This window comes from Actinobacillus suis ATCC 33415 (genome assembly GCF_000739435.1).
Taxonomy (GTDB): Bacteria; Pseudomonadota; Gammaproteobacteria; order Enterobacterales; family Pasteurellaceae; genus Actinobacillus; species Actinobacillus suis.
Map to the genome: position 1 here is coordinate 449,612 of NZ_CP009159.1, position 20,312 is coordinate 469,923.

Annotated in this window: 16 protein-coding genes; 6 read left to right on the forward strand and 10 right to left on the reverse strand. The window is 38.8% G+C overall.

The genetic code is table 11. The annotated features are described in order from the left end of the window. Nucleotides 1-28 precede the first annotated feature (28 nt). Entirely contained in the window at nucleotides 29-1,285 is a 1,257-nt protein-coding gene (locus ASU1_RS02080; protein ID WP_014991188.1) for a membrane protein, read from the reverse strand. Between the two features lie 161 nt (nucleotides 1,286-1,446). On the opposite strand from ASU1_RS02080, the gene ASU1_RS02085 reads away from it, so the two are divergent. Further along, nucleotides 1,447-3,819, forward strand: coding sequence for a TonB-dependent receptor (locus tag ASU1_RS02085; RefSeq protein ID WP_014991189.1), 2,373 nt, complete (start codon nucleotides 1,447-1,449; stop codon nucleotides 3,817-3,819). A gap of 45 nt (nucleotides 3,820-3,864) precedes the next feature. Here the strand turns inward: ASU1_RS02085 and ASU1_RS11710 are convergent. The 3 genes from ASU1_RS11710 to ASU1_RS02105 all read right to left on the reverse strand — a co-directional run bounded on the left by ASU1_RS11710 (nucleotide 3,865) and on the right by ASU1_RS02105 (nucleotide 7,118). Next, nucleotides 3,865-5,198, reverse strand: a protein-coding gene (locus ASU1_RS11710; RefSeq protein WP_095177160.1) for an IS3 family transposase whose coding sequence is annotated in 2 segments (ribosomal slippage) — nucleotides 3,865-4,745 and nucleotides 4,745-5,198 — 1,335 coding nt in all. Because the reading frame shifts where the segments join, the coding sequence is not laid out codon by codon here. Nucleotides 5,199-5,269: 71 nt separating this feature from the next. After that, nucleotides 5,270-6,505, reverse strand: coding sequence for a multifunctional CCA addition/repair protein (locus ASU1_RS02100; protein WP_005597568.1), 1,236 nt, complete (start codon nucleotides 6,503-6,505; stop codon nucleotides 5,270-5,272). A 103-nt stretch (nucleotides 6,506-6,608) separates the two neighbouring features. Beyond that, a complete protein-coding gene (locus ASU1_RS02105) occupies nucleotides 6,609-7,118 on the reverse strand; it encodes a peptidylprolyl isomerase (RefSeq protein WP_005597566.1) in 510 nt (169 codons plus the stop codon). Between the two features lie 144 nt (nucleotides 7,119-7,262). Here ASU1_RS02105 and cysS point away from each other — a divergent pair, with 144 nt between their 5' ends. Next, nucleotides 7,263-8,642 (forward strand): cysteine--tRNA ligase, encoded by a 1,380-nt coding sequence (cysS, locus tag ASU1_RS02110; RefSeq protein WP_039194938.1) that lies wholly within the window; start codon nucleotides 7,263-7,265, stop codon nucleotides 8,640-8,642. Between the two features lie 47 nt (nucleotides 8,643-8,689). Here the strand turns inward: cysS and araA are convergent, their stop codons facing one another. From araA to ASU1_RS02140, 6 genes are all read right to left on the reverse strand, one after another. Beyond that, on the reverse strand, nucleotides 8,690-10,186 hold the full coding sequence (gene araA / locus ASU1_RS02115; protein ID WP_014991194.1) for an L-arabinose isomerase: 1,497 nt from the start codon (nucleotides 10,184-10,186) through the stop codon (nucleotides 8,690-8,692). Nucleotides 10,187-10,195: 9 nt separating this feature from the next. Further along, entirely contained in the window at nucleotides 10,196-11,794 is a 1,599-nt protein-coding gene (locus tag ASU1_RS02120; RefSeq protein ID WP_014991195.1) for a xylulokinase, read from the reverse strand. A 130-nt stretch (nucleotides 11,795-11,924) separates the two neighbouring features. Beyond that, the gene (gene araC / locus ASU1_RS02125; RefSeq protein WP_039195696.1) at nucleotides 11,925-12,779 is read right to left on the reverse strand and encodes an arabinose operon transcriptional regulator AraC; all 855 of its coding nucleotides are present in this window, start codon (nucleotides 12,777-12,779) and stop codon (nucleotides 11,925-11,927) included. Nucleotides 12,780-12,795: 16 nt separating this feature from the next. Then, nucleotides 12,796-13,767: an L-arabinose ABC transporter permease AraH gene (gene araH, locus ASU1_RS02130; protein WP_014991197.1), complete on the reverse strand. Its 972-nt coding sequence runs from the start codon at nucleotides 13,765-13,767 to the stop codon at nucleotides 12,796-12,798. Between the two features lie 25 nt (nucleotides 13,768-13,792). After that, a complete protein-coding gene (gene araG / locus ASU1_RS02135; RefSeq protein ID WP_014991198.1) occupies nucleotides 13,793-15,286 on the reverse strand; it encodes an L-arabinose ABC transporter ATP-binding protein AraG in 1,494 nt (497 codons plus the stop codon). A gap of 38 nt (nucleotides 15,287-15,324) precedes the next feature. Further along, nucleotides 15,325-16,338, reverse strand: coding sequence for an arabinose ABC transporter substrate-binding protein (locus ASU1_RS02140; protein ID WP_014991199.1), 1,014 nt, complete (start codon nucleotides 16,336-16,338; stop codon nucleotides 15,325-15,327). A 359-nt stretch (nucleotides 16,339-16,697) separates the two neighbouring features. Here ASU1_RS02140 and metN point away from each other — a divergent pair, with 359 nt between their 5' ends. From metN to ASU1_RS02160, 4 genes are all read left to right on the forward strand, one after another. Beyond that, entirely contained in the window at nucleotides 16,698-17,732 is a 1,035-nt protein-coding gene (metN, locus tag ASU1_RS02145) for a methionine ABC transporter ATP-binding protein MetN (protein WP_014991200.1), read from the forward strand. Then, complete coding sequence (locus ASU1_RS02150; RefSeq protein ID WP_014991201.1) at nucleotides 17,722-18,399, forward strand: methionine ABC transporter permease; 678 nt, start codon at nucleotides 17,722-17,724, stop codon at nucleotides 18,397-18,399. The genes metN and ASU1_RS02150 overlap by 11 nt, the downstream gene beginning before the upstream one ends. Before the next feature lie 26 nt (nucleotides 18,400-18,425). Further along, complete coding sequence (locus tag ASU1_RS02155; protein WP_014991202.1) at nucleotides 18,426-19,241, forward strand: MetQ/NlpA family lipoprotein; 816 nt, start codon at nucleotides 18,426-18,428, stop codon at nucleotides 19,239-19,241. 114 nt (nucleotides 19,242-19,355) lie between these two features. Continuing rightward, nucleotides 19,356-20,174 (forward strand): MetQ/NlpA family ABC transporter substrate-binding protein, encoded by an 819-nt coding sequence (locus tag ASU1_RS02160; RefSeq protein WP_014991203.1) that lies wholly within the window; start codon nucleotides 19,356-19,358, stop codon nucleotides 20,172-20,174. Nucleotides 20,175-20,312: the final 138 nt, after the last annotated feature.

A 20,312-nucleotide genomic window follows, 5' to 3' on the forward strand; every position in this document is an offset into this window, starting at 1 on the left:
GTTACCAGCCCTTTTAGCTATGGCGAGCCTATTTTTCAGTTTTCACTGCACCAAATACAGCGTTATATTTAGTTATGTCATTGTTATTAATATCATCCGTTTTATTTTCTAATTCAATAGAACCAACGGCATCGTTAAGCTTTGGACCAGCAAACTCGACAGAGTAGAAGCCTTCCAACGAGTTATTTGCTTTAGCTTCGCCATTAAAGCCAATATGATCCACTAAATAAGTTGCTGGAGCAAGTTTACTTTCTTCAAGCTTAATTTCACCTATAGTTGTACTATTTACTTTCCCACTAAGCTTACTGTCTGTCCAATTATTATCTAAGTGCAAGTTCAAGGTTACATCGCCATCTACTTGTGGAGCAAAGACAACGGTTTTATCGCCAATCTGCTTTTCAATACGTGCAATCACGTTTCCTTGGTAAACAGCATCACCTACAAGCCCATTATTCCATTTGGCAGTTTGACCATTTAATGTATAAACGCCATATTCAGCATAGCTTGCGCCACTTTCTCCTTCGCTAATGATTCTCCTTCCATCTCTTCCTGTGCTGAGTTGTACATGGAAGAGATTGCTGTTATTCGCATCTGTAAATAGTGCTCCATAACTAGAATAAGGCTGATTCACGTACAAGTAGTTGATTTTATTTGAATCCCCAACAATTTTACTATCTTGGTAGATGCCACTATGTTGCCCTAAGTAGTTATTACCTTTTTGATTAAGATTTTTGATAAAAGGGCTACCCTGTTCATTTTGTCCAAGTTCAAAACTAAGAAAATGATTATATTCTGTCTCCCCAAATTCCTTGCTATTATCAAGAGGTGAATTTTTGCTTTTAGTCAGTGAATCCAGATGATCTTTGCGATATTCACTAATATTGAGCAAACTGCCATTTCGACTTAATGCAACAACTCGCCATGCCTTGCCTTTGCTATCCTCATTAATACCAGAAGCGTACGGTTTATTCTTTGGTATATCAGGTTGTGCGGGTTGTTCTGGTTGAGCAGGTTTTTCTGGTGTAGGAACAATGGACTCTGGCTGTTTTGGTGTTTCGGCTGGAGTAACCGGTTTAGCCGGTTGCACCGGTTTTGGTAGCTCAGGTTTAGCAGGAATGTTATTGGCCTTATTCGATTCTTCCTTTTTATCCTTTTCCTTTGTGATTTGAATTGGTTGAGGCTCTGAATTTTTTGCTACCACAGATGGACCATGGCTAGATTTACAGCCAGTAATCACAAAAGAAACCGCAATTGCGGCAAGAGTAAGTTTAAATGTAGAACGCATGTTTTATCTCCGTTAAGTTAAATCCATAAAATTTTAATGGATATGTTTCCTGCTTGGCAAGAGGGGAAAGATAAAAACACATAATTTTTTTATGGTTATTATTGTCAAGTCTCATATTTTGCAGTAACTTATTAACCATAATTATTTTATGGAGAATAAAATTGTTTAATAAAAAATTACTAGCTGTGTTGATTTCAGCCCAATTTAGCCCGCTTGTTTGGGCAAACAATAACGATGTTGCAGTGTTAGACGAAGTTTCAGTAGTTGGTAGCACGCCGAGTATTTCGCAAGGAAGTGAAGTTACCTTACTGAAAGTCAGTGATAAAATTATTGCAGGTAAGGAATTTAAAAAGCGTTCGGCAACGCTGGGCAATGCGCTTGCAGCGGAGTTAGGTGTACACAGTAACCCGTTTGGCGGTGGCGCGAGTAAGCCAATTATCCGTGGCCAAGAAGGCGCGAGAATTCGTATTCTGCAAAACGGTTCGGATGTGATTGATATGTCAAACCTATCGCCAGATCATGCGGTAGTTGCCGATTCATTGCTTGCTAAACAGGTAGAAATTTTGCGTGGTTCCAGTACCTTGCTTTATGCCAGCAGTTCACCGGCGGGGATTGTGAACGTGGTAGATAAACGTATTCCAACTGAGATCCCAGAAAAGGGCTATGAGGTGGAACTCAATAGCCGTTTTGATACCGCTGCCAAAGAGAAAGTCGGCGCATTAGGGGCAACCTTTGGTATCGGCAAACATATTGCGGTGCGAGCCGAAGGACTGACCCGCCACAGCGATAACTACCGTGTTCCAGGGATTAATTTAGGTGAACGGTTAAACTATGTCCCGGATACTTATAATAAATCAAAAGTCGGCACGTTAGGGTTATCCTTTGTTGGTGAGCAAGGTTATATCGGTGCGTCATACAGTAAACGGCGGGATAACTATGGCTTACCAGGGCATAACCATAAATTCGATTTCTGTATTGGGCATATTTATGGCAATAAACAGGGCAAATACGCCTATACCTATCTCTATCCGCATTTGATTGGCGAGGAAAACATTGGGAGCAATCCGCATTTCCACTGTGGAACTGATCATGCAGAAGATGGTACACACAGCCACGATAATCCATTCGGACACGATCACGACCATACACACCCTGGTCCATGGGTTGATTTAGAATCCAAACGATTTGATGTAAAAGCCGAGTTGCGTCAGCCATTCAAAGGTATTGATAAAATTAAAGTAAGCTACGCCGATGCCGATTATTACCATGACGAAAAAGATGCCGGTGTGTTAGCAACACGCTACCATAAACAGCTGAAAAAAGATCAGGATTATGGCAAACCGGTCAATATTTTCAAAAATCGAGGTAAAAATGCCCGCTTGGAAATCTATCATGCACCACTAGGTGGTTTAACCGGTGTATGGGGCGTGCAGTACCAAACTCAGAAGAGCAGCATGCATGCACCGAAAGATCGTGAAGTGAAATTCCCGCTGGTTGAAAACACGAATAAACAGATGAGCCTGTTTGGTATTGAGCAATATATGTGGGATAATTTTGCTCTTGAATTTGCTGGACGAGTAGAAAAGCAGAAGATTGAAATTGAATACGATCGCAATGAAATCAAACGCTTGCAGGATCATTATCGCATTAGTGGTGGTAAACAGGTTGAGCCAGATCTGTCACCTTATAACCAAAACGCTTATGCCTATTCCAGTACGCTAAATTGGTTCTTCCACCCAGATTATCAGCTCTCGTTTACTGCATCGCATAATGAACGTTTCCCAACGCCGATGGAGCTGTATTATCATGGACAGCATATTGCGACTAACTCGTTTGAATACGGCAATAAAGATTTGAAAAAAGAGCAATCTAACAATGTAGAACTAGGCTTAGGTTATCAAACTGAGCAAGTTGGGTACAAAGTGAATGTTTATTACAACCACTTTAAAAACTACATTTACAATGAAAATTTATTCCGTGAAAATCAGTTATTTATGCGTCGTTATAACCAGGCAAAAGCCCGTTTTTACGGCATAGAAGCTGAGGCAAGCTACCGCTTTAACGACAAATACCAAGCCACGATTTTTGGTGATATGGTAAGAGGCTGGCTGACCAATTTACCTCCACTGACGGTAAACAGCGATTACAGCGTATTTAAAGATTATTTACCAAAAGATGCTAAACCAGGTGAAGATTATTTGATTTATCGTGCTGATCAAAATACGCCTCGAACCCCTCCTGTACGACTAGGTTTTCGTTTTAATGCGGAGTTTACCCCAAATTGGTCAGGAGATTTAGAATTGATCCGTACCTTTACTCAACGCCGTACCAGTCAGTTGGAATATATTACGGAAGGTAATACGATGTTAAATATTGGTGTGGCATATAGTAATAAGTGGAAAGATTTGGATTACAAAATCAGTCTAAACGGTACTAATTTACTCAACCAACCAGTCTATATTCACACCTCTTACCACCAATTTGTACCGCAAACGGGACGGAATTTTATATTAGTTGTGAATGTTAAATTCTAAAAACAAGGAGCCTATGAATGATCTGACCCCAAAAAGTTAGACTGTTTAATTTAAGGACTGAGTTCTGTATTGTACAGGGCTCAGTCCTTTTAATTTCACTTGAATACGCTCATTGTTGTAATAATGAATGTACTCGTGAATCACTTTCTCAAGTTGTTCGAAAGTTTCAAATCGCTTACCAAAGTAACATTCCGTTTTCAATCGCCCAAAAAAACTTTCCATTGCCCCATTATCCAAGCAATTCGCTTTTCTCGACATACTTTGTTTAATATGATGTTTTCTCAGCATGTCTTGATAGCCTGCCATCTGGTATTGCCAACCTTGGTCGGAATGTAAAATCGGTTTAGCGTCCTTAGGCAGTTTCGCGACCGCTTGCTTTAGCATCCGCATCACTTGCTCAAAGTTAGGGCTTCTTGCTAAATCATAAGCAAGAATTTCACTATTAAACAAGTCCTTAATAGGCGATAAATAGAGCTTGCCTTCCGCACATTTAAACTCGGTGATATCCGTGACGAGCTTTTCATTTGGCGCCGTTGCGTGAAAATCCCGTTGCAATACATTCTCGGCAATTTTACCCTCTTCACCTTGATAAGAACGATATTTCCTCTGCTTACATTTCCCTTTTAAATCAAGCTGTTGCATTATCCTTTGAATACGCTTATGGTTAATCGCACCCAAAAAATCACGTAACTTTAACGTAATACGACGATAGCCGTAATTGCCATCATTATCTTGATAAATCTCAATCACTTTCTGCCTAATCACTGCATTTTTATCGATTTTAGGCGGTAAGTGATAAAAGAACGTACTACGTTTTAAACCAGTCAAAGGGAGGAGGATTTCTAAGGGAAAATCCACTCGCAACGTTTTTACGATGGCTGCTTTTGCCGCATTTTTTGTTGGTTGAACTCCCGCAACTTTTTTAGGTAAGCTACCTCTGCTTCCAGCTCTAAAATACGATAACGTAAGCGTTCTTCTTCAGTTTTAGGTGGAGGAGGCATTTTCGGGTATTTCGGTTTCATTGTCGGACGACCTTTGGGCTTGGGTAATAAGCCGTTTATACCTTGTTCTTCAAAGATGTGCAACCATTGGCTAATCGAACCTGAATTAGCAATGCCAAAATGAAGGGAGGCGCTTTCCGCAGAAAATTGCCCCTTTTTGACCGCTTGTATGACGGTTAATTTGAATTCGGGGGAATATTTTTGCTTCTTACCTATCACCGCTAGCCCATTGATTCCGTTATGATTAAATTGAGCAATCCATCGAGTTAAGGTTTTCTTGGATAATTGAAAATATCGTTGAGTGAATAAACGGTTTTTGTCATTTTGAAGATAAAACTCGATGACTTGTTGTTTGAATTGTTGGTTATATTTAGTCATAAAAAATCTGCACCTTAATCCGTTGGAGGTTTAGTCCAACTTTTGGGGGGCAGATCAGAAGGCTCCTTGTTTTATACATTGGGTTTTATTATTTTTATTGCTGTAATTCGCCGCTTATTCAACTCTTCCCTGATTGCTTTTTTTTCAAAACCGTCTTGAATCACAGCTTGTACATCTACTTGGGCTGCTACTTTAAAATACCATTTAGCAAGTTCAGCTTGTGGATATTCCCTATTTTCAAAACCTAATCTGCCACGAGCATCCGCTTCACAAGCGAGTAAAAAATCACAGAAACGTTGCGGTTTACGCCATATATCAAGTGCATTAAATACTTTTAATACGGTTTCCGGACGCAGCTCCGCCATTTTATGGCAGTGGGTGTGGTATTCAGTGACCAAAATGGCGAAATCTTTTACGTCTGTTGACACTTTCAGGCGATTTGAAAGTTCTCGAGCCGGTTTGACACCTTTTACTTCGTGCCCGTAATGATGTGGGAGAATGTCTTTTTCGGTTAACCCTTTGCCTAAATCGTGGCAAAGTGCAGCCCAGAGTAAAGCGGTCGGATTTTCTGCATTTTTTGCAAGTCTTTTGGCTTGCTCAATTACCAGTAAGGTATGAACCCCACTATCAATTTCAGGGTGATGTTGCTCGGGTTGAGGTACACCGAATAAGCGATCGAATTCCGGAAATAATACGGCTAATGCGCCGATTTCTCGTAATACTTCAAAATAGATTTGCGGATTATCCGTTGCAAACGCTTTTTGGGTTTCTAACCAAACACGCTCCGCAGTTAAGTGAGCCAATTCACCACAAGCGGTCATTTCTTGCATTAATTTTACCGTTTCAGGGGCGATCTTAAAGCCAAGCGAATGGAAACGGGCGGCAAAGCGAGCTACTCTTAAAACTCGCAGAGGATCTTCACTAAATGCCGGCGAAATATGACGAAGCAGGCGATTTGCTAAATCTTGTTTACCGCCGTAAGGGTCAAAAATTTGACCGCTTGCATCTTGGGCAATCGCATTAATAGTTAAATCTCGGCGAATTAAATCTTGTTCGAGGGTGACATCCGGTGAAAAGTCGCAGAGAAAACCATTATAGCCGACCCCGTTTTTACGTTCTTGGCGGGCTAGCGCATATTCTTCTTTGGTTTTTGGATGTAAAAAAACGGGAAAGTCATTGCCGACTTGCTGATAGCCTTGCGCTAATAATTGTTCGGGCGTTGCGCCGACCACCAGATAATCCCGATCTTTTACCGGTAAGTTTAATAACTGATCACGGACAGCGCCGCCAACGAGATAAATTTGCATAGTTTTGTTACTTTTATGAAAGATGATTCCATTTTGCAGAATTATAAAAAATTTGACCGCTTGTGTTGAGTGCAAGCGGTCAAATTTCTAATGGATTTTGCGATTAGGCAACGGTAACCGATTCAATTACTACATCTTCAACCGGTACGTCTTGGTGGAAGCCTTTGTTGCCAGTTTTCACGCCTTTGATTTTATCAACCACGTCCATACCTTCAACTACTTCACCGAATACCGCATAGCCCCATTCTTGAACTACTTCACGACCAAACATTTCTTTTGAACGGTAATCTAAGAAAGTATTGTCCGCTACGTTGATAAAGAACTGTGAGCTTGCTGAATGCGGATCAGAAGTACGTGCCATGGCAAGTGTGCCGCGTTTGTTGCTTAAACGGTTGTTCGCTTCGTTTTGAATCGGCGCTTTGGTTGCTTTTTCAATTAAACCTGAAGTCATACCGCCGCCTTGAATCATAAAGCCGTCAATCACACGGTGGAAAATTGTGCCGCTATAGAAACCTTCTTTGCAGTAATCTTCAAAGTTTTTTGCGGTTACCGGTGCTTTTTCAAAGTTAAGTTCGATTTTAATGTCACCGAAATTCGTATGTAATGTAATCATTTAGATTTCCTTATAAAAGAGAAAGGGAAGTTTGGTGCGTTATTATTAAAAAGTTTACGGGAAATTGCAAAAAAATCTCAAAATTAGACCGCTTATTCGCTATACTTCTCAACATTGCGATAACAAATCAGTACAGAGGATACTATGCTCAAAATTTATAACACTTTAAAACGTGAAAAAGAAGAATTTAAACCGATTAACCCGAACCAAATTGGTATGTATGTCTGCGGTGTTACGGTTTACGATCTCTGTCACTTTGGGCACGGACGTACTTTTGTTTCATTTGACGTGATTGCACGTTATTTACGTTATTTAGGCTATAACTTGCGTTATGTGCGTAACATTACCGATGTGGACGATAAAATCATCAAACGTGCATTAGAAAACAACGAAACTTGCGATCAATTAGTCGATCGTATGATTGCCGAAATGCATAAAGATTTTGATGATCTGAATATTCTTCGCCCGGATGTTGAGCCTCGTGCAACTAAACATATTCCGGAAATTGTAGCGATGGTGGAAAAGCTGATCGCAAATGGCCACGCTTACGTAGCGGCGGACGGCGATGTAATGTTTGATGTGGAAAGCTTCAAAAAATACGGTGCGTTATCTCGACAAAATTTAGAACAATTACAAGCGGGCGCACGTGTTGAAATTAAATCGGTGAAGAAAAATCCGATGGATTTCGTGTTATGGAAAATGTCGAAAGAAGGCGAGCCGAGTTGGCAAAGTCCGTGGGGCAACGGTCGCCCGGGTTGGCATATCGAATGTTCGGCAATGAACAGCAAAGAGTTAGGCGAACATTTTGATATTCACGGCGGTGGCTCGGACTTAATGTTCCCTCACCACGAAAACGAAATTGCGCAATCTTGCTGCGCACATGGCGGTGATTATGTGAATTACTGGTTACACACCGGTATGTTAACGATTGATGATGAGAAAATGTCAAAATCACTCGGCAATTTCTTCACGATTCGTACCATGTTAGAAAAATATGAGTCGGAAACTTTACGTTACTTCTTCTTAACTGCGCATTATCGTAGCCTATTAAATTACAGCTTAGATAATTTGGATTTAGCTCGTTCGGCGTTAGAACGTTTATACACTTCATTACGTGGTTGCGATTTATCGGTTGAAGCCGTAGGCGGCGAACAATATGTTGAAGCATTTAAAGCGGCAATGGATGATGATTTCAATACACCGGGCGCATTAGCGGTGTTATTTGAAATCGCACGTGAAGTGAATAAACTTAAAACCGAAGATGTGGCGAAAGCGAACGGGTTAGCGGTGCGTTTAAAAGAATTAGCCGGCGTATTAGGTTTACTCTATCAAGATCCGGAAGCGTTTTTACAAGGCGATGCGGATAATGATGAAGTTGCGGAAATCGAAGCATTAATCAAACAACGCAACGAAGCAAAAGCAGCGAAAAACTGGGCTGTTGCCGATGAAGTGCGTGATAAGCTAAAAGCAATGAATATCGTGCTGGAAGACACACCAAACGGCACAACGTGGCGTAAGGCGTAAAATTTCATCCCCCATTTTATGAAAATAGAATGGGGGATATTTTATATTTATTTAGCAAATTTATAAGCTAAATCATTCCAACGTAGTTCATTTTTAAGCTGAGGTAATTCGGTATGTTGATTGATATGGATAAATTCAACACCAAAATACTCGGCAAATGTACGTAGCATTTCCGCATCAATATCTAAACTAAACGCACTATGATGGGCACCTCCGGCAAGAATCCATGCTTGAGTTCCTACATCAAAATTTGGGTGTAATTTCCAAAAAGCGTGTCCAACCGGTAAATTTGGCATTTGATTTGGTGGGGCGATAGCATCTAGATCGGCGACTACCATTCTAAAACGCTCTCCCATATCTACGACAGTTGCATTTACTGCTTTACCTACTTTTCCGCTAAAAATTAAACGTACCGGATCGGATTTACCACCGATGCCTAATGGGCGAATAGCTAATTTAGCTTTATCTTGAGCAATAGAAGGGCAAACTTCTAACATGTGAGCACCTAGTACAACTTGGTTCTGTTCATCTAAATCATAAGTATAATCTTCCATAAATGAAGAACCGTTTGGTAAACCGTAACCCATAACCTTAACTGCACGCACGAGTGCGGCTGTTTTCCAATCGCCCTCTCCGCCAAAACCGTAACCTTGTTCCATTAAACGTTGTACCGCTAAGCCCGGTAATTGTTTAATACCGTTTAGGTTTTGGAAATTATCAGTAAATGTTTTAAATCCACCGTTATCTAAGAAAGTTTTTAAACCGATTTCAATACGTGCGGAATAGGCAAGAGATTCTCTTGCCGAACCATTTGCTTGCAATGCTTCTTCAACTTGATACAAGCGGTCATATTCTGCTAATAATTTACTAACATCATCATCAGAAACGGCATTAATCGCTTCGGCAAGTTCGTAAACACCATACCCGTTTACGCTGTAACCGAAGACTCTTTGAGCTTCTACCTTGTCACCTTCAGTCACTGCAACTTCACGCATATTATCGCCAAAACGAGCAATTTTTAGTTGTTTATGATCATAAATTGCGACAGCAACTCGCATCCAGCGATCTAATTTTTCTATTACGCTTTTATCTTGCCAATGACCTACAACAATAGTTCTTGGTAAACGTAAGCGAGATACTAAGAAACCGAATTCACGATCACCATGTGCGGTTTGATGTAAATTCATATAGTCCATATCAATGTTATTCCATGGAATATGACGATTAAATTGGGTATGGAACTGAACTAGTGGTTTAGAAAATGCTTGTAAACCAGCAATCCACATTTTAGCCGGTGAGAAAGTGTGCATCCATGCGATCACGCCAATACAGTTTTCTTGATTATTGGCTTCCTTACATACTGAGAATACTTCTTCTGGTGTAGTAGCAACAGGTTTTAATTTAATTTTTACAAACGGGTTTTGTTGATTTAGATAATTTACAATTTCTTTTGCATCGGCTTCGACTTGTTTCAACGCTTCCGGTCCGTATAAGTGTTGGCTTCCAACAATAAACCAAGCTTCAAGTGATTTGATAAATTCCATAAAAACTCCTTATGCTTTGAATGCTAAAACGGCTTCTTTAACGACCTCGATTCCTTTTCTATAACGTTGCATAAATGCTTCATATCCTTTAGATATTTCTACATCGGGTTCTGCAACCGAAATTGATGTCGAATTAAAAATTTGTTGATTCAGGTAATCATCTAGTGAATAACCTTTTTTGTATTCGTTTAGATAATTGGCAAGTAAAGCAATTCCCCAAGCACCACCTTCACCTGCGGTTTGCATGGTGGCAATCGGTACATTTAAAGCGGATGCTAAGATCTTTTGAGCCACATTTTCTGTTTTAAAAATGCCGCCATGACCAAGAATTTGAGTAATTTCGACTTTTTCTTGCTTCATTAAAATATCCATACCGATTTTCATAGCAGCAAAGGCGGTATAGAGATGAACTCTCATAAAATTAGCTAAATTGAAATGGGCATCGGCAGGATGCATGAAAGTAGGGCAACCTTCAGATAAACCGACAATGTGCTCACCTGAATAGAATCCGTAAGAGAGTAATTTACCGCAATCAGGATCAGCTTCTAACGCTTTTAAAAATAGCGTTTGATATAGCGCATCGGTATCGCAGGGTAGGTTTAGTGCAGTAAGTATTTCTTTAAATAAACCAACCCAAGCATTAATATCCGAGGAACAGTTATTGGAATGCGCCATGGCAACCAGTTTGCCGGTTGGCGTGGTAACCATATCTAATTCTTCATATACCTTAGAGAGTTCTTGTTGCAATACAATCATCGCAAAGGCGGATGTACCGGCTGAAATATTTCCTGTTTTTTCAGAGATACTATTTGTTGCAACCATTCCTGTTCCGGCATCGCCTTCTGGAGGACAAAGTGTAGAACCGGCTTGTAATCTACCTGTAGGATCAAGTAATAATGCCCCTTGTTCAGTTAAAACTCCCGCCTTTTCTCCTGCAACCAACACTTGAGGTAAAATGTGTGAAATAGACCAATTAAAGCCTTTATTTGCGATTTTGTTATCGAATTGATTTAACATATTCGGATGGTAATTTTTGCTTACTAAATCAATAGGAAACATTCCTGAAGCATCGCCGATACCAAGAACTTTCTCTCCGGTTAATTGCCAATGGACATAGCCTGCTAAAGTCGTAATAAAATCAACTTCGGCTAGATGAGATTCATTATTTAAAATAGCTTGGTAAAGATGAGCAATACTCCAACGTTGCGGAATATTGTAATTAAACAGTTTAGTTAATTCATGAGATGCTTGGGCTGTAAAATTATTTCGCCAAGTACGGAAGGGAACAAGTAATTCGTTTTGTTTATTGAAAGCTAAATAGCCATGCATCATCGCACTGATACCGATATTCGCTATTTTTGTTAGTGGGCATCCGTATTGCTGTTGTACGCTTTCGGCTAGTTGTTTGAAAGCGGATTGAACGCCATTCCAAACTTCTTCTAAAGGATATGTCCATACACCATCGATAAAATGGTTCTCCCAATTAAATCCACCGACAGATAATATATTACCTCTGGAATCAATTAAGACCGCTTTAATGCGTGTTGAGCCAAATTCAATACCAAGAGAAATATTGCCGTCAATAATTGCTTTTTGTGCGTTTGACATAATAGTTACCCCTAAACCATATTTAATATATGGTTAGACTAGCACCCATATTTAAATATGGTTAGGGGGTAAATGGCTATTTATATGGACAAAACAGCTACATTATTTTAAATGAGAATAAGATCACATTTTATCTGGAATCTCTGAAAGCAGAGGGGCTTAAACCCGTGTAGCGTTTGAATAATCGAGCAAAATAGAGTTGGTCGTCATAGCCTAATTGACGAGCTATATGATAAATAGGGGCATTTGATGTATGTAATAAATGTCTGGCTCTAATCATTCTTTGTTCTTCTCTCCACTTAATAATGCTTGTACCGATTTGTTCTACGAATAAGTGTGTTAGGCGAGAAGAAGAAATATGTACATGAGCAGCTAATTCTTCAATTTTATGGTTTAAGTGAATATTTTGTGAGATCAGATTACACACATCTAAAATTCTAGGCTCAATTTTTCTTGTTTGATTAGAGGGTTCCAATTCAATACAAGTAATAATTAATTGTTCAAGCAAACTCATAGACATTGCTTCTGAAAACAAACGATTAGAATTATATTCTTTTTCGATTTTTTGAAATAAAGAGAGAATATTTTGGTAAGTCTTTTGATCGGGAATAGTTAGCCTGCCTACATTCTGGATTGTATTACTCCAGTTTAGCCAGTCTTTCCATAATGTTCTGGCTCTAAAATAGATCCACTGATGATGCCAAGAATCGGAATCGGGAGAACGCTGATAATCGTGTATAGCATTAGGCGGAAATAAAAGGAGATCACCAACATTACAGTCAAATTGGTGATCTCCATGAAAAACGGAACCTTTTCCTTTTATGGTTAAATTTAAAATGTAACCATTCATACCGTGAGGACGGTAAATAGGAAAATCGAGTTCATTTGATTTTTCGATTTGGGTACAACCTGCCACTAAATAAGCGTTAAAGTCGTACCCCGGTAGTAATGGATTATTTTGTGAATTCTGCTTGTGTTGACCCATATTGATCTCAATGATTTTATTTAAATATTTTTTGTTTATATTTATCAAAAATCACTGCTGTCATCAAGATCAAACCGCGTACAACATATTGAGCAAACGGAGAAATATTAAGCAGATTCATTACATTCTCAATCGTACCTAAAATAAGTACGCCGGCAATTACAAATGAAATTCTACCTACACCGCCAGTTAGTGAAACACCGCCTAAGACACAAGCAGATATTGCGGTTAATTCAAAACCAACGGAAGTCATTGGTTGTCCACTAGTCATTCGGGCGGCTAAAATTACACCCGCTACGGCAGAGATAAATCCGGATACGACAAAAATCATTAACTTGGTACGATCTACATTGATACCGGCTAAACGAGCGGCTTCTTGATTACCACCGATAGCTAACGTATTACGTCCGTATGTTGTCTTGCTAAGTAAAAAACCGAAGATTATAAAGCAAACGATTGTAAACCAAATAGGAAGAGGTACTCCTAAGAAATTTTGATAACCGATTTCGAAAAACTCTTCTTTAGTAATACCGACAGCTTTACCGTCAGATATGATATAACCTAAACCACGTGCAATCTGCATACTTGCAAGCGTGGTAATTAATGAGTTAATTTTTAGTTTGGCAATAATAAAACCATTTAGTAATCCGACAGCAATCCCTAAGCCAACACCTGCTACAATACCAATCCATACACTTTGTGTTTGATTGATAACAACAGCCGTAACTACTCCAGCACAGGCGATCACGGATGCAACGGATAAGTCAATTTCACCGGCTGCTAAACAGAATAACATTCCGCAAGCCACCATACCGCTCATTGATATTGCTAGACCTAAACCTTTCATATTTATTGCAGTTGCAAAATTAGGTACAAAAATACAAGCTGCAATAAAAATTGTGAAGAAAATCAGTAACATTCCATAAGCAGTCCAAACTTTGTTGATTACACTAGCTGATTTTGCATTTGTCATAATTGTTTCTGACATAATATATTCCTCATCAGTAAAACTTCTAGTTATTATTAACCATAGCAAGTTTTAAAATACCGGCTTCCGTTGCATCTTCTCGACTCACTTCTCCCGTAATTTGTTGCCCTTTCATTACCATAATTCTATCGGATAAACCAATCACTTCGGGTAAGTCACTAGATACTACGATAATGGCCAATTTTTCGTCCGCAAGTTTAAAAATTAAATCATAAATTTCTGATTTTGCTCCTACATCAATTCCTCGTGTTGGTTCATCTAACAATAAAACTTTAACATTTTCGGATAACCATCTGCCTAAAATAGCCTTTTGCTGATTACCTCCCGATAAATTCACGATTAATTGTTCCACGGAAGGTGTTTTTACATTCATTTGTTCACGCTGAAATTCAGCGTTTTGCTTTTCCCATTTATCATTAATGATAAATTTCATAAAGTTATGCAAACGTCTAGCACTGATATTGATATTTTCTCCCACCGTAGCGGTTGGAATAATACCTTCTTTTTTGCGGTCTTCCGGGCAAAGTACAATTCCGTTAGTAATCGCATCTTTAGGAGAATGGATAGTTAATATTTGTCCGTCTAATTCAATAGTACCTTGTGTAATTTTATCTGCACCAAAAATGACTTTAAGTAATTCCGAACGTCCGGCACCTACTAAACCAAATAAACCTAAAACTTCTCCAGCTTTTACATTTAAATTAAAATCTCCTTTAAGCGCCGAGCCTGATAAATGAGATATTTTTAAACGTTCTTCGCCTAACTCTCGAGAACGATAATGGTAAATGTCCCCTAAATTACGTCCGACCATACTACGAACGAGATCATCATTCGTAATTTTGGATAAATCGGAAAACGTTTGTACAAATTGGCCATCTTTTAATACAGTGATTTCGTCACTGATTCTAAAGATTTCTTCCATTCGGTGAGAAATATATAAAATGACTTTCCCTTCAGCTTTTAACTCATTAATAACTGAAAATAATTTTTCAATTTCAGGCGCGGATAAACTACTGGTTGGCTCGTCAAAAGCAATTACTTTTGCTCCTCGGCTTAATGCTTTGGCAATTTCAATCATCTGCCATTGACCGATAGATAAATCTTTAAGCTGAGTGGATGGTGAAATATTCAGTTCAAGTTTATCTAAATAAAATTGAGCATTTTCTTCCAGTTCCTTTTGGTTCACGATGCCAAAAGTATGTGGAAATTGCCCTAAGCAAAGGTTTTCGGCAACCGTCATTTCAGGAACAATATTTAATTCCTGATAAATAATGGCAACACCGGCTAACAAAGCATCTTTGGTATTACGGAAATTTACCGTTCTACCGCCAATGTGTAATTTCCCTTGAGTTGCGGGATAGTTGCCACTTAATATTTTCAGTAAGGTGGATTTTCCCGCCCCATTTTCCCCCATTAATGCATGTACTTTTCCTTCGTAACATTTAAATGAAACGCCTTTTAAAGCTTTAACACCGGGAAATTCTTTATGAATATTGTCAAATTCTAAATATGCGACCATATATCCTCCTTACTGAATTCTTGTTATTTTATCTAAAGTTAAAGACCTTTTTTATCCAGTTCCACTTTAAAGTTTTCACGATTAAGTAATACTGGATCACCAATAGGAGTGTATTTTGGCGGTTCTACACCTTCTTTCACCCATTTGTATAACATTTCCGTACTACGATAGCCATGAACATCTGGGCTAGGTAATAATGAACCTATAAAACCGGTTACTTTTGGCTTAGAAAGCTCATTAACTGCATCTGTACCGTTAATACCAATGCCGATAACATTTTCAGCTTTAAAACCTTGTCCTTCTGTTGCTCTTACTCCGCCTAAAACGGTATTGTCATTCATACCGACAATAAGCCAATTTTTGACTTCAGGATGTTGCACTAACATTGAATTAGCGGCATCTAAAGCTCCCGGAATATCATTGCTTTTTGTTGGAGATTTATAAATTTTTTCAGCAGGGAAGCCAGCTTTTATTAATGCATCAATAGAGCCTTCAGTGCGGCGGCGGGCTGTATCCAATTCATCTGCTGTAATAGCAAGCACTGCGGTGTCTTTTACATCCCAATTACGCTTTTGCATTTCTTTATAGAGTTCTTGACCTTGACGTTCACCGATTTCGGTTGCTGCCATCATAATTAAAGGCACATTAGTCATTGGCTCACCAGCGGCATTTAAAAACTGATCATCAACAGTAATGACTTTAAGATCATAAGATCTCGCTTTTGCCATAATTGCTGGACCCAGTTTTGGATCGGGAGTACAAATCACAAATCCTTTCGCACCATTAGCAGCTAAATTATCTATAGCATTTAAGGTTTTTTCTCCATCCGGAACAGCAATTTTTATGATTTCAACATCCCCTAAATCTTGAGCGGCTTTATCAGCAAAACGCCATTCTGTTTGGAACCATGGTTCTTCAGGTTGTTTTACTAAGAAACCTAATTTAAGGTTATCTGTAGATTTAGCATAGGTAAAACCTGAATGTAAGCCACTAATAGCAAGAATGGAAACTGCTAAAAGTGATTTTAAAAAAGTTCTTTTACTAGTTTTCATATAAAACTCCTTAAAGTTAAATGTAACTATTAAATAACATTTCTGCTTGATAAATAGACATGCGCTTTAATATGCAAATGGATAATAGCAGTATATAAAACGTGTATGTGTGATCTGTTTCACATTATGAATTTATAGCAAAAAAATCCATATATTCGACAATTAAATCCTTATGTATCAAGAATGAGTAATTTGTAAAAAATTTTGCAAATTTCACCGCTTTTTTTGTTCTTAGAATGATTGAATGCTTTTTTATTCCTTTTCGGTATAAAAAAACTGGTTTAGTGAATTGACATAGCATTCTAGACGTCTAAAATAACTAGCTAATTTAATTTGATTTATAGTGTGGATATAGAGTTATGATTCAGCTGAAAAATATCAGCAAACAGTTTGAGGTAAAGGGTAAAAAGATTACCGCCTTAGACAATGTAAACCTTGAGGTGCCGAAGGGGACAATTTACGGCGTAATCGGGGCGAGTGGTGCGGGCAAAAGTACGCTTATTCGCTGTGTGAATTTACTTGAACGTCCAACGATCGGCAGTGTGATTGTGGACGGGCAGGATTTGACCGCAATGTCGGAAAAAGAGCTAATTTTAGCTCGCCGTAATATTGCGATGATTTTCCAGCATTTTAATTTGTTGGCTTCACATACGGTATATGAAAATATTGCATTACCGTTAACGTTAAGCAATACGCCGAAAGATCAGATCGAGAAGAAAGTAAATGAATTGATTGAATTGGTCGGCTTAACTGAACGTAAAGACGTTTATCCGAGCAATTTATCCGGTGGTCAGAAACAACGTGTAGCGATTGCCCGTGCGTTGGCAAGTGATCCGCACGTTTTATTATGCGATGAAGCGACAAGTGCATTAGATCCGGCGACAACACAATCGATTTTACAGTTATTAAAAGACATTAATAAGCGTTTAGGCTTAACCATTTTATTGATTACCCATGAAATGGAAGTGGTAAAACGTATTTGTGATCGAGTGGCTGTGATCGATAAAGGTCAATTAATTGAAACCGGTTCGGTCAGTGAAATTTTCTCTAATCCGAAAACGGAATTGGCACAGAAATTTATTCAATCGACATTCCATTACGAATTACCGGCGGAATATACCGAGCAGCTTTCTGAGCATCAAACGCCAAACGGGAAACCGATTATTAAATTTGAATTTACCGGTCGTTCGGTGGATGCGCCGTTACTTTCTATTGCATCGAAAAAATTCGGTATTGATTTCAGTATCTTAATGTCGCAAATTGATTATGCGGGCGGTGTTAAATTCGGTTTTGTGATTGCGGAAGTTACCGGTAATAATGATTCGATTGCAGAAGCCAAATTCTATTTAATTGATAATAATGTAAAAGTGGAGGTGTTAGGTTATGTGGGATAGTTTTATGCAAGAACTCACACCTCAAATGTGGGGTTTAGTCGGCACTTCAACGCTTGAAACGCTCTATATGGGCTTTGCAGCGACTTTACTTGCCGTAGTAGTCGGCTTACCGATCGGTTTCTTAGCATTCTTAACCGGCAAAGGTGAGATTTTAGAGAATCCACGTTTACATCAGGTATTAGATGTTGTTATCAATATCGGTCGTTCTGTTCCGTTTATTATTTTGTTAGTCGTGTTGTTACCTTTTACCCGTTTATTGGTAGGGACAACGTTAGGTACAACGGCGGCGATTGTGCCGTTAAGCGTTTCGGCAATTCCATTTTTTGCGCGTTTAACTTCAAATGCGTTATTAGAAATCCCAGCCGGTTTAACCGAAGCGGCGAAATCAATGGGATCAACCAATTGGCAGGTGGTTCGTAAATTCTATTTACCGGAATCACTTCCGATTTTAATCAACGGCATCACGTTAACCCTAGTCGCTTTAATCGGTTATTCGGCAATGGCGGGTGCAGTTGGCGGCGGTGGTTTGGGTAACCTTGCCATCAGTTACGGTGAACACCGTAACATGGTCTATGTAAAATGGATCTCAACAATTATTATTGTAGCGATTGTGATGATTAGCCAAAAAATCGGCGATAACCTCGCAAAACGTTACGATCATCGTTAAACACAACATTAAAAAGGAGTTTTCCTATGAATTTCAAGAAAGTATTAGGTGTGGCGTTAGTGTCTGCTTTGGCATTAACCGGCTGTAACGAAGAGAAGAAAGCGGATGCTGCACAAGCAACGTCAAAAATTAAAGTCGGCGTAATGTCTGGTCCGGAACATACTGTGGCGGAAAAAGCGGCACAAGTGGCGAAACAAAAATACGGTTTAGAAGTGGAATTCGTATTATTCAATGACTATGCGTTACCAAATACGGCGGTAAGCAAAGGTGATTTAGATGCGAACGCTTTCCAGCACAAACCGTATTTAGATAAAGACAGCCAATCAAAAGGCTTAACTAACCTTGAAATCGTAGGTAATACCTTTGTATTCCCACTTGCGGGTTATTCTAAGAAAGTTAAAAACGTTGCGGAGTTAGCAGAAGGATCTGTAGTGGCAGTACCTAACGACCCTTCAAACCTTGCTCGTGCATTAATTCTTTTAGAGAAACAAGGCTTAATCAAGTTAAAAGACAATACAAATTTATTCTCAACTACATTAGATATTGTTGAAAATCCGAAAAAATTAAACATCAAAGAAGTGGATACTTCAGTGGCGGCAAAAGCATTAGATGATGTGGATTTAGCGGTAGTAAACAATACTTACGCAGGTCAAGTCGGTTTAAGTGCGAATGACGGTATTTTTGTAGAAGATAAAGATTCTCCGTATGTAAATATCATTGTGGCACGTGAAGACAACAAAGACAGCGAAGCAGTGAAAAACTTTGTGAATGCATTCCAAACTGAAGAAGTGTTTGGCGAAGCGCAAAAACACTTTAAAGATGGTGTAGTAAAAGGTTGGTAATCATTTATTGATTCCAATTGTTACTCAAACAAGCGGTGAGATTTTATCTAAATTTTGCAAAAAAATGAGAGAATTTTACCGCTTATTTTTTATCTAGATTGAGAGGTTTACTCTATGAATATCAAAAAATTATTTGGTTTAGCCGTTGTTTCAGCTTTAACATTAACCGGTTGTAAAGAAGAGAAAGCAGCAGATACGGCAAAAGTAGAAGCAAGAACATTAACGGTTGGTGTGATGCAAGGCCCTGAAGCGCAAGTAAACGAAGTGGCGGCTCGTATCGCAAAAGAAAAATATAACTTAGATGTGAAGTTGGTTGAATTTAGTGAATATACTCAACCGAACTACGCATTAAGCCACGGTGATTTGGATATCAATGTCTTCCAGTCAGTACCGTTCTTTGAGCGTGAAATGAAAGAGAAGGGTTACAAATTTGTTGCGCAAGCAAATACGTTTGTATTTCCAATCGCAGGTTATTCAAAAGCACTAAAAGCGATTGCTGACTTAAAAGAAGGCGCAAAAATTGCCATCTCAAATGAACTAAGTACAGTAGGCCGTTCATTACTGCTATTACAAGCAAACGGCGTGATCAAATTAAAAGATCCGACAAATCTTTATGCAACCGAAATCGACATTGTTGAAAACCCGAAAAAGGTGAAAATCACTCAAGTAGATACGGCATTATTAACACGTGCATTAGATGATGTAGATCTTGCAATCATTAATAATAACTATGCAGGTCAAGCAGGTTTAACACCGGAAAAAGACGGTGTGATTGTTGAAGCGAAAGATTCACCGTATGTGAATTTGATCGTTTCTCGTGAAGACAACAAAGACAATCCAGCAATTAAAGACTTTGTCAAAGCATTCCAAACTGAAGAAGTGTACCAAGAAGGGCTTAAACACTTCCCTGGCGGTATTGTAAAAGGCTGGTAATAAATGATAAGCGGTAAGATTTTGTGGATTTTTTGCAAAAATTACCGCTTTTTTCTAAATGAAGGAGAATAAAATGAAATTAAAAAATGTATTAAGTGCAGTTGCAATTTGTTCGGTATTTTTAACCGCTTGTAATGA